Source organism: Pseudomonas sp., assembly GCF_046581935.1.
In the GTDB taxonomy this organism is placed as follows: domain Bacteria; phylum Pseudomonadota; class Gammaproteobacteria; order Pseudomonadales; family Pseudomonadaceae; genus Aquipseudomonas.
Map to the genome: position 1 here is coordinate 23,277 of NZ_JAYGFK010000013.1, position 15,108 is coordinate 38,384.

At 60.2% G+C, this 15,108-nt stretch carries 12 protein-coding genes; all 12 read right to left on the reverse strand.

Annotated features, from left to right (window positions below; all coding sequences use genetic code 11):
- Positions 1 to 59 precede the first annotated feature (59 nt).
- From ftsZ to VCA57_RS10615, 12 genes are read right to left on the reverse strand one after another with little or no spacing between them, the layout of a single operon-like run.
- The gene (gene ftsZ, locus VCA57_RS10560) at positions 60 to 1,247 is read right to left on the reverse strand and encodes a cell division protein FtsZ (protein WP_411184978.1); all 1,188 of its coding nucleotides are present in this window, start codon (positions 1,245 to 1,247) and stop codon (positions 60 to 62) included.
- Between the two features lie 43 nt (positions 1,248 to 1,290).
- Positions 1,291 to 2,538: a cell division protein FtsA gene (gene ftsA / locus VCA57_RS10565; protein WP_411184979.1), complete on the reverse strand. Its 1,248-nt coding sequence runs from the start codon at positions 2,536 to 2,538 to the stop codon at positions 1,291 to 1,293.
- A 20-nt stretch (positions 2,539 to 2,558) separates the two neighbouring features.
- Complete coding sequence (locus tag VCA57_RS10570; RefSeq protein WP_411184980.1) at positions 2,559 to 3,434, reverse strand: cell division protein FtsQ/DivIB; 876 nt, start codon at positions 3,432 to 3,434, stop codon at positions 2,559 to 2,561.
- Positions 3,435 to 3,437: 3 nt separating this feature from the next.
- The gene (locus VCA57_RS10575; RefSeq protein WP_411184981.1) at positions 3,438 to 4,388 is read right to left on the reverse strand and encodes a D-alanine--D-alanine ligase; all 951 of its coding nucleotides are present in this window, start codon (positions 4,386 to 4,388) and stop codon (positions 3,438 to 3,440) included.
- Complete coding sequence (murC, locus tag VCA57_RS10580; protein ID WP_411185022.1) at positions 4,385 to 5,806, reverse strand: UDP-N-acetylmuramate--L-alanine ligase; 1,422 nt, start codon at positions 5,804 to 5,806, stop codon at positions 4,385 to 4,387. The genes VCA57_RS10575 and murC overlap by 4 nt, the downstream gene beginning before the upstream one ends.
- A gap of 34 nt (positions 5,807 to 5,840) precedes the next feature.
- The gene (murG, locus tag VCA57_RS10585; RefSeq protein WP_411184982.1) at positions 5,841 to 6,911 is read right to left on the reverse strand and encodes an undecaprenyldiphospho-muramoylpentapeptide beta-N-acetylglucosaminyltransferase; all 1,071 of its coding nucleotides are present in this window, start codon (positions 6,909 to 6,911) and stop codon (positions 5,841 to 5,843) included.
- Entirely contained in the window at positions 6,901 to 8,127 is a 1,227-nt protein-coding gene (gene ftsW / locus VCA57_RS10590; protein ID WP_411185023.1) for a putative lipid II flippase FtsW, read from the reverse strand. Before ftsW ends, murG begins: the two co-directional genes overlap by 11 nt.
- On the reverse strand, positions 8,127 to 9,473 hold the full coding sequence (gene murD / locus VCA57_RS10595) for a UDP-N-acetylmuramoyl-L-alanine--D-glutamate ligase (RefSeq protein ID WP_411184983.1): 1,347 nt from the start codon (positions 9,471 to 9,473) through the stop codon (positions 8,127 to 8,129). The genes ftsW and murD overlap by 1 nt, the downstream gene beginning before the upstream one ends.
- Before the next feature lie 7 nt (positions 9,474 to 9,480).
- Positions 9,481 to 10,563: a phospho-N-acetylmuramoyl-pentapeptide-transferase gene (gene mraY, locus VCA57_RS10600; RefSeq protein ID WP_397492708.1), complete on the reverse strand. Its 1,083-nt coding sequence runs from the start codon at positions 10,561 to 10,563 to the stop codon at positions 9,481 to 9,483.
- Entirely contained in the window at positions 10,563 to 11,945 is a 1,383-nt protein-coding gene (locus VCA57_RS10605; protein ID WP_411184984.1) for a UDP-N-acetylmuramoyl-tripeptide--D-alanyl-D-alanine ligase, read from the reverse strand. The genes mraY and VCA57_RS10605 overlap by 1 nt, the downstream gene beginning before the upstream one ends.
- On the reverse strand, positions 11,938 to 13,416 hold the full coding sequence (locus VCA57_RS10610) for a UDP-N-acetylmuramoyl-L-alanyl-D-glutamate--2,6-diaminopimelate ligase (protein ID WP_411184985.1): 1,479 nt from the start codon (positions 13,414 to 13,416) through the stop codon (positions 11,938 to 11,940). The genes VCA57_RS10605 and VCA57_RS10610 overlap by 8 nt, the downstream gene beginning before the upstream one ends.
- The gene (locus tag VCA57_RS10615) at positions 13,416 to 15,074 is read right to left on the reverse strand and encodes a peptidoglycan D,D-transpeptidase FtsI family protein (protein ID WP_411185025.1); all 1,659 of its coding nucleotides are present in this window, start codon (positions 15,072 to 15,074) and stop codon (positions 13,416 to 13,418) included. The genes VCA57_RS10610 and VCA57_RS10615 overlap by 1 nt, the downstream gene beginning before the upstream one ends.
- Positions 15,075 to 15,108: the final 34 nt, after the last annotated feature.

A 15,108-nucleotide genomic window follows, 5' to 3' on the forward strand; every position in this document is an offset into this window, starting at 1 on the left:
TAATAGCAGAACCGGCCTTTGCTGAACACCAATCGCCCCAATGCTCCTGATACATTTCATCAATCAGCCTGACGACGCAGGAAGGCTGGGATATCCAGATAATCCAGGTCATCCTGCGGGTTCATCTTCGCAGCTGTGGCTGCGCCGCCGTGGCTTTGACGCTGAACGGTAGGACGCTCGTAGTCTTTATAGTTAACGCTATGCTCGCCGCGCGCCGGAGCTGCTGCGTTACTGCCAGTGCTGGCAGAAACCTGCACAGTATTGTCGATAACCTTGACCGGCTTCTCGATACGCGCCCCCAGACCGGTGGCAACCACAGTGACATGCAGCTCGTCGCGCATATCCGGGTCGATCACGGTGCCGACCTTAACGGTGGCATGTTCGGATGCGAACTGCTCAATGATGTTACCCACATCAGAGTACTCACCCAGCGACAAGTCAGGACCAGCGGTGATGTTCACCAAAATGCCGCGCGCGCCTTGCAGGTTGACATCTTCCAGCAGCGGATTGCGAATCGCTGCTTCGGTCGCTTCACGAGCACGGTTCGGACCGCTGGCGCAGCCAGTGCCCATCATCGCCATGCCCATTTCGCTCATCACGGTTTTCACGTCAGCGAAGTCGACGTTGATCATGCCTGGACGCTTGATGATGTCGGAGATACCGCGCACGGCACCAGCCAGTACATCGTCAGCCTTAGCGAAAGCCGACAGCAAGCTGGCGTCTTTACCAAGGATGGTCAGCAGTTTTTCGTTGGGGATGGTGATCAGCGAGTCGACGCTTTCCGACAGGGCACGAATGCCTTCTTCGGCGATCAGCATGCGCTTCTTGCCTTCAAACGGGAACGGACGAGTCACTACTGCAACGGTGAGGATGCCCATTTCCTTGGCCACCTGAGCAATAACAGGCGCAGCACCAGTACCGGTACCGCCGCCCATGCCGGTGGTGATAAAGACCATATCAGTGCCCTGCAGCACTTCAGCGATACGCTCGCGGTCTTCCATCGCAGCCTGACGGCCAACTTCTGGGTTAGCGCCCGCACCGAGACCTTTGGTCACTGCAGTGCCTAGCTGCAGAACAGTACGTGCACCAATGTTTTTCAGTGCTTGTGCATCCGTGTTGGCGCAGATGAATTCAACGCCTTCAATGTTGTTTTTCGCCATGTGATTAACAGCATTACCGCCGCCGCCACCCACACCGATGACCTTGATAACTGCACTTGCTGGAGCGCTGTCTACGAGTTCAAACATTTTCCCTCTCCTTTACTTTCTAGTTGTAACGCCTACTGCAAAATCAGAAATTGCCCTGAACCCAGCGTTTAAGCCGTTCCAGAACAGGTTGTTTGGGTTCATCGTTGAAACTGCCAAGTGCAGACATGGAGATGCCGTCGGCCTGCTTCTGCAGTCCGTACAGCAACAGGCCTACACCCGTGGAATAGATGGGGTTACGCACAACGTCGGCCAATCCTTTGACACCCTGAGGCATCCCCAGGCGTACCGGCATATGAAAAATTTCCTCGGCCAGCTCGACGGCTCCTTCCATCTTCGCTGTACCGCCAGTAAGGACGATCCCGGCCGGGATCAAATCCTCATAACCACTGCGCCGCAGCTCAGCCTGAATCAGGGTGAACAGCTCGTCATAACGTGGCTCAACCACTTCTGCCAGGGACTGTCGCGACAAATCGCGCGGCGGACGATCACCGACGCTCGGCACCTTGATGGTTTCGCCAGCGCCGGCCAGTTTGGCAAGCGCGCAAGCATAACGAATCTTGATCTCTTCGGCATACTGAGTTGGCGTGCGCAGGGCCATGGCGATGTCATTTGTGACCTGATCGCCAGCAATTGGGATCACCGCCGTGTGGCGAATCGCGCCTTCGGTGAAGATGCAGATATCCGTGGTGCCGCCACCGATATCGACTAGGCAGACGCCCAGCTCTTTTTCATCGTCAGTCAGCACTGCATACGCCGAGGCCAACTGCTCAAGAATAATGTCGTCGACTTCCAGACCGCAGCGACGCACGCACTTCTCGATGTTCTGCGCAGCATTCACCGCGCAGGTCACCACGTGCACCTTGGCTTCCAGGCGTACGCCGGACATGCCCAGCGGCTCACGCACGCCTTCTTGGTTATCGATCACGTAATCCTGCGGCAGCGTGTGCAGTACCCGCTGATCAGCCGGAATGGCCACAGCCTGGGCAGCGTCGAGGACACGCTCCAGGTCGGCAGGGCTGACTTCGCGATCACGGATCGCAACGATGCCGTGGCTGTTGAGGCTGCGGATATGGTTACCGGCGACACCGACGAAAGCCGAGTGAATACGGCAGCCGGCCATCAGCTGCGCTTCTTCAACAGCGCGCTGAATCGACTGCACGGTCGACTCGATATTCACCACCACCCCCTTCTTCAGGCCGCGCGACGGATGAGTACCAATACCAACGATTTCCAGCTGGCCGTCCGCATTCACCTCGCCGACCAACGCCACCACTTTCGAGGTGCCGATGTCGAGGCCGACGATCATTTTTCCGCTCTGCACGCTTGCCATGGCTCTTGTCATCTCCTAATTCACTGCACGACAGCGGTTTCAGCCGCCGTGGGCGCAACCGGCTCACGCCATGCCACAGCGAGGCCGTTGGCATAACGCAGATCGATTCGCGCGATATTCGCTTGCTGCTCTTTCAAGGTCTTTTCGTAAATAGCCGTGAAACGCCGCATCTTCTCTACTAAATGGTCTCGCCCCAACAGCAGTTCGATGCCCTGCCCGGTAGACAGAAACCAGCTGCCGCGCTCACGCAACTCCAAGCGCGCGATAGAAAACCCCACTGGCCGCAGCATCTGGCTGAGCACCTGGTATTGCTGCATCACTTGCTGCTGCGCACGCTTAGGACCGTAAAGCTGCGGCAAGTGCTGATAATTAGTCACTTCCTGCGGCGCGAACGCCTCGCCCTGGTTGTTCAACAAGGCTTCATCACCCCAGCGGGCAATTGGCAGTTGTTCTTCCAAGCGCACCACCAACTGATCCGGCCACACGCGGCGCACTTGCGCGCTGGCGATCCACGGCATCTGCTCCAGCTCACGGCGTAGGCTCAGCAGGTCGACGCTGAAGAAGCTTGCCGAGGCGTAGGGCGCAATGCGCTGCTGCACCGCTTGCTGATTGATGTAGCTCAGATCGCCCTCCACGCTGATCTTGGCAATCGGCTGATCGGCATAGGGCAATGCGCGTAACGACAGCTCATACGTGCCGTAGCCAAGACCGAGCAACAGCAACGGCCAGGTCAGGCGCTTAAACCAAGTCCCCAGCCAGGTCAGACGGGCTTTCGGCAGGCTCACCCGCAGACTGATCGGCTCCTTCGCCACCAAACGGCTTGCGCCGCGCTGCGCAGGCTTGCCGCGCACGGGGGCGCGGGAAGAACCTGGCTGATGACGCAACGTGGCGACCATGAGTTAACCCCGTGCCTCAAGGCTGTCGGCAAGAATCGCCAACACCAGTTGCTGGAAATCCAGGCCGGCAGCGCGGGCCGCCATCGGCACCAAACTGTGGTCGGTCATGCCTGGCACGGTATTAACTTCCAGCAGCCAGAACTGGCCGTCGGCATCTTGCATCACGTCGGCGCGAGCCCAGCCCTGAGTACCGACCGCTTCGCAGGCACGTGCTGTGAGGTCTTTCAACTCGGCTTCCTTCTCTGCCGAGAGTCCGCAGGGAATCCGGTACTGGGTGTCATTGGCCAGGTACTTGGCGTCGTAGTCGTAGAAACTGTGTGGCGTGCCTAGGGCAATCGGCGGCAGCACTTGGCCACGCAGCATGGCGATGGTGAATTCCGGACCGGCGATCATCTGCTCGACCAGCACCTGCGAGTCGTAACGACTGGCATCCTTCCAGGCGGCGATCAGGGCAGCGACATCGTTGACCTTAGCCATGCCAATGCTCGACCCTTCGTGGGCCGGCTTGACGAACAACGGGAAGCCCAGCTCGGTAGCCGCCGCATGGCAATCTGCTTCGCAGGCCAAGGCAGCGTGATTAGGCGTCGGCAGGCCGAGGCTCAGCCACACACGCTTGGTGCGCAGCTTGTCCATTGCCAGGGCCGATGCCAGGATGCCGCTGCCGGTGTAAGGAATACCGGCACACTCGAGCAGCCCCTGCATCGAGCCATCTTCACCACCACGGCCATGCAGGACGATAAAGGCACGATCGATTTTCTCAGCAGTCAGACGCTGCAGCAGGTCATCGCCGGCATCGATACCGAAAGCATCCACGCCAGCAGCCAGCAGCGCTTGCAGCACGGCATTACCGGACTTCAGCGAAACCTCGCGCTCAGCGCTCTTACCGCCAAACAGCACAGCGACACGCCCGAAGGCGCTGACCGGATACTGAGATTTCAAGCTATCGGCACTCATTTTGACTCCCCTGACGACTCGCCGCCGGCTGTGGCGAACAAAGGGCTTTGCAACAATTGCGGAGCCAGGCCACCGATATCACCAGCACCTTGGCAAAGCAGAATGTCGCCAGCGCGCAGCAGCGGCTTGACGATGGGCGCAAGGTCCACGCCGCGTTCGATGTAGATCGGGTCAAGCTGGCCGCGCTGACGGATGCTGTGGCATAGGTTGCGGCTGTCAGCCCCCGGAATCGGTGCTTCACCGGCCGGATAGACCTCCATCAACAACAGCACCTGGGCGTCCCCCAGCACCTGAACGAAATCGTCATACAAATCGCGGGTACGGCTGAAGCGATGCGGCTGGTAAACCATGACCAAACGGCGCTCAGGCCAACCGCCACGCACAGCCTTGATTACGGCGGCAACTTCACGCGGGTGATGGCCGTAATCGTCGACCAACATCACCGTGCCGCCCTCTACGGGCAGCTCGCCATACACCTGGAAGCGTCGGCCCACGCCCTGAAAGCCCGACAGTCCCTGAAGAATGGCTTCATCGCTGATGCCTTCATCGCTGGCGATAGCGATGGTGGCCAGGGCGTTCAATACGTTGTGGTTGCCCGGCATGTTGACCGATACATCCAGCGGTTCGCGGTCACGGCGCAGCACGGTGAAGAAGGTTTGCATACCCTGCTGACGCACATTGATCGCGCGTACATCGGCACCTTCATCGAAGCCATAGGTCACGGTCGGACGGGCCACCTGCGGCAGAATCTCACGCACGATCGGGTCATCCACGCACATCACCGCCAGGCCATAGAACGGCAGGTTGTGGAGGAACTCGATGAAGGTTTTTTTCAGCTTATTGAAGTCACCGCCATAGGTGCTCATGTGGTCCATGTCGATATTGGTAACCACCGAGACCATCGGCTGCAGGTGCAAAAAGCTGGCGTCACTCTCATCGGCTTCGGCGATCAGGTAACGACTGCTGCCCAGCTGCGCGTTGGTGCCAGCAGCATTCAGCCGGCCACCGATAACGAACGTCGGGTCCAGGCCGCCAGCAGCGAACACCGAGGCCAGCAAGCTGGTGGTAGTGGTTTTGCCGTGGGTACCGGCAACAGCGATGCCGTGGCGATAGCGCATCAGCTCAGCGAGCATCTCGGCGCGTGGCACTACTGGAATACGACGCTCCAGAGCGGTAGCCACTTCCGGGTTGCTGGTGTTGATCGCGCTGGACACCACCAGCACATCGGCCAGCTCGGCATTTTCAGCGCGGTGACCAATGAAAATCTGTGCACCGAAGCTTTCCAGGCGCTCGGTTACGGCCGATGTTTTCAAATCGGAGCCGGATACTTCGTAGCCGAGATTGAGCAACACCTCGGCGATGCCGCACATGCCAGCGCCACCGATGCCGACAAAATGAATACGGCGAATACGCCGCATACGGCGGATTTCCGAGCGAGCAGCAGCGGGAGACTTAGCCACGGGCCACCTCCAGGCAAATATCGACAACCGTGCAGGTTGCATCGGGCTTGGCCAGACGACGAGCTGTCTGGGCCATTTGAGTAAGTTGTTCGGGGTGCATCAAAACCTCGGTCAGCTGCGCGGCCAGCTTGGCGGCGTCAGTGGAGCGTTGTGGCAGCAGTACGGCAGCGCCGGCACTGGCCAGATAATCGGCATTGCGCGTCTGGTGATCGTCGATGGCATGCGGCAGCGGCAGTAAAAATGCCGGCAGGCCTGCAGCAGCCAGCTCGCTAACGGTCAGTGCGCCAGCGCGGCAGACCACCAGATCGGCCCAGGCATAGGCCCGCGCCATGTCCTTTATAAACGGTGCGACCTGCGCTTCGACGCCAACAGCGCGGTAGCGTTCAGCAGTAATTTCGTCATGTTGCTTGCCGGCCTGATGGAACACTTCCGGGCGCAACTCGGCAGCCACCAGCGCGAGGGCTTCGGGCAGCAATTTATTCAGCGGTTCGGCGCCTAGGCTGCCACCGAGCACCAGCAAACGCGGCTGGCGATTGCGCAGCGAATCACGCGGGGTTTCCAGGAACAGCTCTTCACGCACCGGATTGCCGGTGGTGCGACGCTTGCCGCTGCTGCCGAAGGTATTTGGGAAGGCTTCGCACACGCGACTGGCGAAGGGCACCAGGCTGCGGTTGGCTGTACCGGCCACAGCGTTCTGTTCGTGGATGATCAGCGGCGCGCCGTTCAGCCGCGCGGCCAGGCCGCCTGGCCCAGTGACATACCCCCCCATACCCAACACACACACCGGCTGCAGCTCGCGCATCACCTTGCGCGCCTGGAACAAGGCTTTCAGCAACTGGAATGGCGCTTTCAGCAGTGACAGTTTGCCTTTGCCGCGCAGGCCGGTGACGTCGATCAGATGCAGCGGCAAACCCGCCGCCGGCACCAATTCATTCTCGATACCGCGCGGCGTACCCAGCCAATGCACGCTGTAACCACGCGCTTTGAACTCACGAGCACAGGCCAGCGCCGGGAACACGTGGCCGCCAGTGCCGCCAGCCATGATCAAGACATTACCGCGCATGGCGAACCTCCTCGGCGGGTTGGCCATCGAAGAAATCGGCTTCGCTGAAATCAACATCTTCACTGCCTAGATGTGTGCGGCGCTCCCATTCAATACGTAACAGCAACGCCAGGCTGATGCAGCAGATCACCAGCGAGCTGCCGCCGTAACTGAGGAACGGCAGGGTCAAACCCTTGGTCGGCAACAAACCGACGTTCACGCCGATGTTGATCAGCACCTGGCCGATCCACAAAAAGGCCAGGCCATAAGCCACATAAGCGGAGAAGAACTGCTTGGCTTTCTCGGCCCACAAACCGATATACAGGGCGCGCACGCTGACGAAGACAAACAAGCCAACCGTGGTCAACGCACCGACCATGCCAAGCTCTTCGGCCAGCACGGCAAACACGAAGTCGGTGTGCGCTTCTGGCAGGTAGAACTGCTTCTGCACGCTATTACCCAAGCCGACGCCAAACCATTCACCGCGGCCAAACGCGATCAACGCCTGGCTCAGTTGGTAGCCGGCACCGTATTGGTCAGCCCAAGGGTCAACAAAGTTGGTCAAACGCTCCAGACGATAGGCCTGACTGGTCATCACCAATACGCCGAGCCCCAACACGCAGGCCGCTAGCGGAATAAAGCGCACCAGATTGACCCCACCGAGGAACAGCATGGCAATCGCCGCCCCGACCAGTACCACGGTGGCACCGAAGTCGGGCTCAGCCAGCAACAACGCAGCGATGGGCCCCAGCACCAACATGGGCTTAATAAAACCGGTGAGCTTCTCGCGTACCTCTTCCTGGCGGCGCACCAGGTAGGCGGCAATAAACATCACACTAAACAGCTTGGCCAACTCCGACGGCTGCAGGTTGAAGATGCCGAAGCCGATCCAGCGTTTAGCGCCGTTAATTTCGCGGCCAATACCCGGCAGCAGCACCAGAATCAGCAGCACCACCGCGATTACCAGCAGCATGCCGCTGTAACGCTGCCACAGCGCCATTGGCACCAGCAGGGTAACCAGCGCAGCACCCGTGCCGATGGCCAGGTAAATCAAATGACGGATCATGTGATACAGCGGGTTACCTGATTGCAGCGCAGCCACTTCCGAAGAGGCAGAAGCAATCATCACCAGGCCCAGGCCCAGCAGCGCCAAACAACCTGCCAGCAGCGGGAAGTCCAGATCAATACCGTGCTTGGTATGCAGCGGCGACGGCGCCGAGAGCAGGTGACGGATCATCAGCACAAACCCTCCACTGCCTGAGCGAACAAACGGCCGCGCTCTTCAAAATTCTTGAACATATCCAGGCTGGCGCAGGCCGGCGACAGCAGCACAGCATCACCCGCCTCGGCCAATTCGGCGGCGCGTTGCACAGCCTCTTCCAGGGTGTTGACACGGATCAGCGGCGCAGCATCGCCCAAGGCGTCAGCCAACCGGTCTGCATCGCGGCCAAGCAGCAGCACAGCGCGGCAGAATTTGCCGACCGGCGCTTTCAGCGCAGAGAAATCTGCGCCCTTGCCATCACCACCGGCAACCAACAGCAATTTGCCGGCGATATCCGCCCCCAAGCCTTCGATAGCCGCCAGTGCAGCACCAACGTTGGTGGCTTTGGAGTCGTCGTAGTAATTCACCGCATTGCGCTCGCCAACCCACTGGCAGCGGTGTGGCAAGCCGGCGAACTGCTTAAGCGCAGCCAGCATTGGCGCAAACGGCAGGCCCACGGCATGGCCCAACGCCAATGCAGCCAGGGCATTGGACTGGTTGTGTGCGCCACGTATTTTCAGCTCACGCACCGGCAGCAACGCGTCGAACTGGTACGCCAAGGACTTCTCACCGCTGTCCTCTAGCAAGCCAAAACGTTTGAAGTCCGGCTTGCCCAGGCCGAAATACCAGCACGGCAACTGATCAGCCACCAACGGCCGCGACAACGCGTCATCGCGATTCACCACCACCTGATGCGCACCACGGAAGATGCGGTGCTTGGCCAGGTGGTAGGCCGGCAGATCGGCGTAGCGGTCCATGTGGTCTTCGCTGATATTCAGGCAGGTCGCCACTTGCGCATTGAGCTGGTCGGTGGTTTCCAGCTGGAAACTCGACAACTCAATCACATACAACTCAACCTCATCACTGAGCAGGTCCAGCGCCGGCGTGCCCAGGTTGCCGCCAACCGCGACCTTCTTACCAGCCACCGCCGCCATCTCGCCAACCAGCGTAGTCACGGTGCTCTTGGCGTTGGAGCCGGTGATGGCAACGATCGGCGCCTTGGCATAACGGGCGAACAGGTCGATATCGCCTGACAACTTCACGCCACGCGCAGCAGCAGCCTGCAGCGCCGGAGTGGCGACGGCCAAACCAGGGCTGACCAGCAACTCACTGGCGCGGCAGAGGAACTCCACATCCAGTTCGCCACAACGCACTTCTACCTGCGGGAACTGCTCACGCAAGGTGGCCAGCTCCGGCGGGTTGGCACGCGTGTCGACCACGGCAAACGGCAGGCCCTGGCGCGCGAGGAAACGCACCAGGGACATGCCGCTCTTGCCGAGGCCGACAACGATGCGGAAGTGGTCAGAAGCGATCAGGGTCATGGGTTCCTCAACGCAGTTTCAAGGTGGCAAGGCCGATCAGCACCAGAATCACGGTGATGATCCAGAAGCGCACGATTACGCGCGGCTCGGGCCAGCCTTTCAGTTCAAAGTGGTGATGGATCGGCGCCATGCGGAACACGCGCTTGCCGGTCAGCTTGAAGCTGGCAACCTGAATGATCACCGACAGGGTTTCCACCACGAAGATGCCGCCCATGATGAACAGCACCACTTCCTGGCGAACGATCACCGCGATGGTGCCCAGGGCCGCGCCCAAGGCCAGCGCACCGACATCACCCATAAATACTTGCGCCGGGTAGGTGTTGAACCAGAGAAAACCGAGGCCAGCACCGACCAGGGCGGCGCAGAACACGATCAGCTCACCCGCACCCGGCACGTAGGGAATAAACAGGTATTCGGCGAACTTCACGTTGCCTGACAAGTAGCAGAAGATCCCCAGCGCGCCGCCGACCATCACGGTGGGCAGGATGGCCAGACCGTCGAGTCCGTCAGTCAAGTTGACCGCGTTGCTCGAGCCGACGATCACAAAGTAGGTCAGCACCACGAAGCCCAAGCCCAGCTCCAGGCTGAAATCCTTGAGCATCGGCAGAATCAGGGTGGTTTCCACCGGGCTTTGCGCAGTCATATAAAGGAAGAACGCTGCACCGAGGCCGAACACCGACTGCCAGAAGTATTTCCAGCGGCTTGGCAGGCCCTTGGAGTTCTTCTCGATCACCTTGCGGTAGTCATCGACCCAGCCGATGGCGCCGAACAGCAAGGTCACGGCCAGCACGGTCCATACGTAACGGTTGGACAGGTCAGCCCAGAGCAGGGTGCTGACGGCGATGGCCGAGAGAATCAGCGCGCCGCCCATGGTTGGCGTGCCCTTTTTCGACAGGTGCGACTGCGGGCCGTCGTTGCGCACCGACTGGCCGATCTGGCGGATCTGCAGGGTGCGGATCATCCAGGGGCCGAGCCACAACGACAGCGCCAGCGCAGTGAGCACGCCGAGGATGCCGCGCAGTGTCAGGTACTGAAACACTGCGAAACCCTTGTGGAACTGTTGCAGGTATTCCGCCAGCAGCAGCAGCATTAGTGAATCTCCCCGAATGTGCCACACAGCGCCGCAACGACTTTTTCCATCGCAGCGCTGCGTGAGCCTTTAATTAGAAGGGTGGTGTCGCCCTGCTCGGTGCTTTGTTCTACGAGCAGCGCGTCGATCAGGCTGGCTTGGTCGGCGAAATGCCGGCCATTTGCGCCGAATTCTTCAATTGCGTGAGCCATCAGCGGGCCAACGGCATATACCGCATCAACCTTACTGCGCGCGTAACTGCCGACCTGGCGATGACCCTGCTCGGCCCACGCACCCAGCTCACCGATATCACCCAGCACCAGCACGCGACGACCTGGGAAACCGGTCAGGATATCGATAGCGGCGCAAACAGATGTCGGGTTGGCGTTGTAGCTGTCGTCGATCACTCGCAGGCCGTTAGACGCAATCTGCGCAACGGCGCGGCCTTTGACCGGTTGCAGACTTTCCAGCCCGGACTTGATCGCCGCAGGGGCCAGGCCCAGCGCCTGGGCCGCCGCCGCCGCCGCCAGGGCATTAGCGACGTTGTGTTCGCCTAGCAGGTTGAGCTGAATACGTGCCTGACCACTGGCGCAATGCAGGGTAAAGGCTGAGCAGCCACGGGCGTCGCAGGCCAGCTCACTGGCATAAACGTCAGCCGCCGGATTAGCCAGGGCGAAACTGCTGACGCGGCGACCTTTGGCGCGCTGCTGCCAGATGGCAAAGGCCCGATCATCAAGGTTGAGCACGGCCACACCGCTTTCGCTCAGGCCTTCGAGTATCTCGCCCTTGGCTTCAATAATTTTCTCAGGGCCGCCGAATTCGCCAACATGCGCGGTGCCGGCGTTATTCAGCACGGCCACTTGCGGCTGGGTCAGGCCAACGGTGTAGGCAATCTCGCCGACATGGTTGGCGCCCAGCTCGATCACTCCAGCAACATGCTCAGGTGCCAGCTCTAGCAGGGTCAGCGGTGCGCCAAGGTCGTTATTCAGGTTGCCACGGGTGGCCAGAACCGGACCTTGCAGGCCCTCGCGCAGGATGCTGGCGAGCATTTCCTTGACGGTGGTCTTGCCGCTGGAGCCGGTAATCGCCACCACAGGCGCGTTGAATGCCTGACGATTGAGCGCACCCAACTGACCCAGGGCCAGACGGGTATCGGCGACCAGCAGTTGCGGCAGCGGCGCATTCGCCACTTCACGCTCGACCAGTGCCGCCACTGCACCTTTGCCAGCGACTTCAGCCAAGTAGTCATGACCATCAAAGCGCGGGCCGGCCAGGGCGACAAACAACTGGCCCGGCTGAATCGCCCGGCTGTCGCTGCTGACGGCATTGAATGTCACGTCCGCACCGATCACCCGGGCGGCCAATGGTGCAGCCACTTCGCTCAACCGCAGCGCCTTAAGCATGCGCCACCTCCCATGCTGCCAAAGCGTTAGCCGCTTCGACCAGATCGGAGAACGGCTGACGCACGCCGTTGATTTCCTGATAGTCCTCATGGCCCTTTCCGGCCAACACCAGCACATCATCGGCACTGGCAGCGGCAATCAGCTGGGCAATCGCCTGGCCACGGCCATGGACGAACTGCACTGACTCCGGACTAGTGAAGCCAGCGCGGATGTCGCTGAAAATCTGCGCAGGGGTTTCCGTGCGCGGGTTGTCATCGGTCACCAGCACCGCATCGGCCAGGCGCTCAACCACTGCAGCCATCAGTGGGCGCTTGCCACTGTCGCGATCACCGCCGCAGCCGAACAGGCACAGCAGGCGACCTTTGACATGCGGACGCAGGGCTTCGAGAACTTTTTCCAAGGCATCAGGGGTGTGCGCGTAATCCACCACGACCAGCGGCTGCTTGACTCGCCCCGAAGTAGCACCGCCCAGGCGCTGCATACGACCAATTGGACCCTGCAGCTGTGGCAGCACCTTGAGAATTTCATCCAGCGGGTAATCCAGACCGAGAAGCGCGCCGACCACTGCCAGCAGGTTGCTCAGGTTGAAGCGACCAAGCAGCGAACTGCGCAGACTGCCTTCACCACGCGGAGTCACCAGCGTGGCGCGCACGCCCTGCTCGTCGAACTGCGCGTCGCGGCAATACAGGTAAGCATCAGCATCAATCAGGCTGTAGCTGATCAGGCGCGACTCGTGCTCTGCAGCGGCCAGTTCACGACCAAAAGCGTCGTCCAGGTTGAGTACGCGGCAACGCAGACCCGACCAGGCGAACAGCGCGGCTTTCGCCTCGGCGTAGGCCTGCATCGAACCGTGATAATCCAAATGATCACGGGATAGATTGGTCAACACAGCCACATCAAACGCCAGGGCGGCGACGCGGCGCTGATGCAGGCCGTGGGAAGAAACTTCCATCGCCACCGCACGGGCACCGGCTTTCTTCATATTGGCCAGGGTTGCCTGCACACCAATCGGGTCAGGCGTGGTGTGGAGACCCTGTTCCAGCGCGCCGTAGAAACCATTACCCAGCGTACCAACGATGCCGCAGCGCTCGCCGAGCAGATCCAGCGCCTGAGCCAGCAGTTGGCTGACGCTGGTTTTGCCGTTAGTGCCGGTGACACCCACCAGATGCAGACCACGGCTCGGCTCGCCATAAAAGCGTCCGGCAATGGCTGATAGCTGGCCAGCCAAGCCCTTGATCGCGACCAATTCACTGCTGCTGGCCGTCATTTCGGCAGCGCCTTCGGCCTCAAAGGCCACGGCAGCAGCACCACGTGCCACCGCATCGGCGATATGCACACGCCCGTCCTGCTGGGTCCCTTGCACGGCGAGAAACAGATCGCCCGGACGCACCTTGCGGCTATCCAGGGTCAACTCACGAATCAGCGTGGAACTTGCGGCTTCAGGCAATAACTGGCTGAGGGGCATAGGCATCAGATACGCCCTCCTTTAGTAACTTCGACCACGGCCGTCTGCGGCTCTGGCAGATTATCCGGGGCCACATTCATTAACCGCAGAGCACCGGCCATCACTTTGCCGAACACCGGAGCAGAAACTAGGCCGCCGTAATAGCCACCCTGACTCGGCTCATCAATCACGATAGCGACGGCGATACGCGGATCACTAACCGGGCCAAACCCAGCAAAAAGCGAGCGGTAGGCATTGTCCTTGTATCCGCGATGGCCCGTGGAAGCCTTACGTGCCGTACCACTCTTGCCTGCTACGTGATAGCCCGGAACCTTGGCGCGATACACCCCACCAGGGGCCTCAATCACCTGCTGCAACATGCCTTGCATGGTTTTCGCAATCGACTCAGGGATGACCTGCGCGGAATCTGGTTTACGGTCAACACGCGCCAGCGACAGTGGCGTGCTGCGGCCATTGTTGGCCAACACCGAATAGGCATGAGCAAGCTGCACAGCGGTTACCGACAGGCCATAGCCGTAAGACAAGGTTGCCGTTTCGGCCTTGCGCCACTCGCGGTAGTTCGGCAGGTTGCCAACGCGCTCACCAGGGAAGCCAAGTCCAGTATCCTGCCCAAGACCGACCTGCTGCATCACTTCGTAAATCGACTGACCGCCGATATCAAAGGCGACTTTGCTCATGCCGACGTTACTCGACTTGATCAAAATATCGGTGAGGTTGAGCGGACCACTGCTGCGTGACACGTCACGGATGGTGTATTTGCCAATTTGCAGGGTACCGGGGTAGACATCGACCGTATCCGAAGGCTTCCAACGGCCACTTTCCAGCGCAGCGCTCATGGAAAACGGCTTCATGGTCGAGCCTGGCTCAAACACGTCAATCATCGCCCGATTGCGCATCGCTGCAGGCTGCAGGTTACGCCGGTTATTCGGGTTGTAAGTTGGCTGGTTGACCATTGCCAGAATTTCACCCGTGCGCACGTCAACCATAACCAAGCTACCGGCTTTGGCACCAAACTCGAGCAGCGCATTGCGTAGCTCGCGGTGGGCCAGGTATTGCAGGCGCAAGTCAATCGACAATGCCAAGGTCTTTCCGGCCTTGGCATTTTGTGCAACCTGGACATCTTTGATTAGCCGGCCGCGCCTGTCTTTAAGCACTTGCCGCTTGCCGGGCACCCCAGCCAGCCAATTATCGAATGCCAGCTCCATGCCTTCGCGACCACGGTCATCAATGTCGGTAAAACCGACCACATGCGCGGTAACCTCACCGGCAGGATAGAAACGGCGGAATTCTTCAATGCCGTATACGCCAGGTACTTTCAGATCAAGAATGCGCTGCCCCTGCTCAGGCGTCAGACCGCGAACCAAGTACATAAACTCGCGCTCAGCACTGGCCTGCAAACGCGCACTGAAGGTACTGGACTCTTGCCCCAAAGCAGCTGCCAGCTCATTCCACTTGGCCTTGCCACTCTGCAGTTCTTTACCGTTAGCCCACAATGTGGTTACCGGAGTGCTGACGGCCAGCGGTTCACCATTGCGGTCAGTGATCAGCCCGCGATGGGCCGGAATCGGGATATGCCGCACGCTGCGTGCATCACCATGCGCCTGCAAGAAGCTCTGATCGAACACCTGCAAGTCGACAATACGCCAGGCAATGGCTCCGACCATCAGCGCCAACAGCAGCAGCACCAGGCGGAACCGC

Excerpts from the sequence above, each read along its gene's own strand:
- VCA57_RS10610 (WP_411184985.1), bottom strand. The coding sequence starts at position 13,416 with ATGCCTATGCCCCTCAGCCAGTTATTGCCTGAAGCCGCAAGTTCCACG.
- murD (WP_411184983.1), bottom strand. The coding sequence starts at position 9,473 with ATGACCCTGATCGCTTCTGACCACTTCCGCATCGTTGTCGGCCTCGGC.
- VCA57_RS10615 (WP_411185025.1), bottom strand. The coding sequence starts at position 15,074 with ATGGTCGGAGCCATTGCCTGGCGTATTGTCGACTTGCAGGTGTTCGAT.
- VCA57_RS10570 (WP_411184980.1), bottom strand. The coding sequence starts at position 3,434 with ATGGTCGCCACGTTGCGTCATCAGCCAGGTTCTTCCCGCGCCCCCGTG.
- mraY (WP_397492708.1), bottom strand. The coding sequence starts at position 10,563 with ATGCTGCTGCTGCTGGCGGAATACCTGCAACAGTTCCACAAGGGTTTC.
- VCA57_RS10575 (WP_411184981.1), bottom strand. The coding sequence starts at position 4,388 with ATGAGTGCCGATAGCTTGAAATCTCAGTATCCGGTCAGCGCCTTCGGG.
- ftsW (WP_411185023.1), bottom strand. The coding sequence starts at position 8,127 with ATGATCCGTCACCTGCTCTCGGCGCCGTCGCCGCTGCATACCAAGCAC.
- murG (WP_411184982.1), bottom strand. The coding sequence starts at position 6,911 with ATGCGCGGTAATGTCTTGATCATGGCTGGCGGCACTGGCGGCCACGTG.
- murC (WP_411185022.1), bottom strand. The coding sequence starts at position 5,806 with ATGCGGCGTATTCGCCGTATTCATTTTGTCGGCATCGGTGGCGCTGGC.
- ftsA (WP_411184979.1), bottom strand. The coding sequence starts at position 2,538 with ATGGCAAGCGTGCAGAGCGGAAAAATGATCGTCGGCCTCGACATCGGC.
- ftsZ (WP_411184978.1), bottom strand. The coding sequence starts at position 1,247 with ATGTTTGAACTCGTAGACAGCGCTCCAGCAAGTGCAGTTATCAAGGTC.
- VCA57_RS10605 (WP_411184984.1), bottom strand. The coding sequence starts at position 11,945 with ATGCTTAAGGCGCTGCGGTTGAGCGAAGTGGCTGCACCATTGGCCGCC.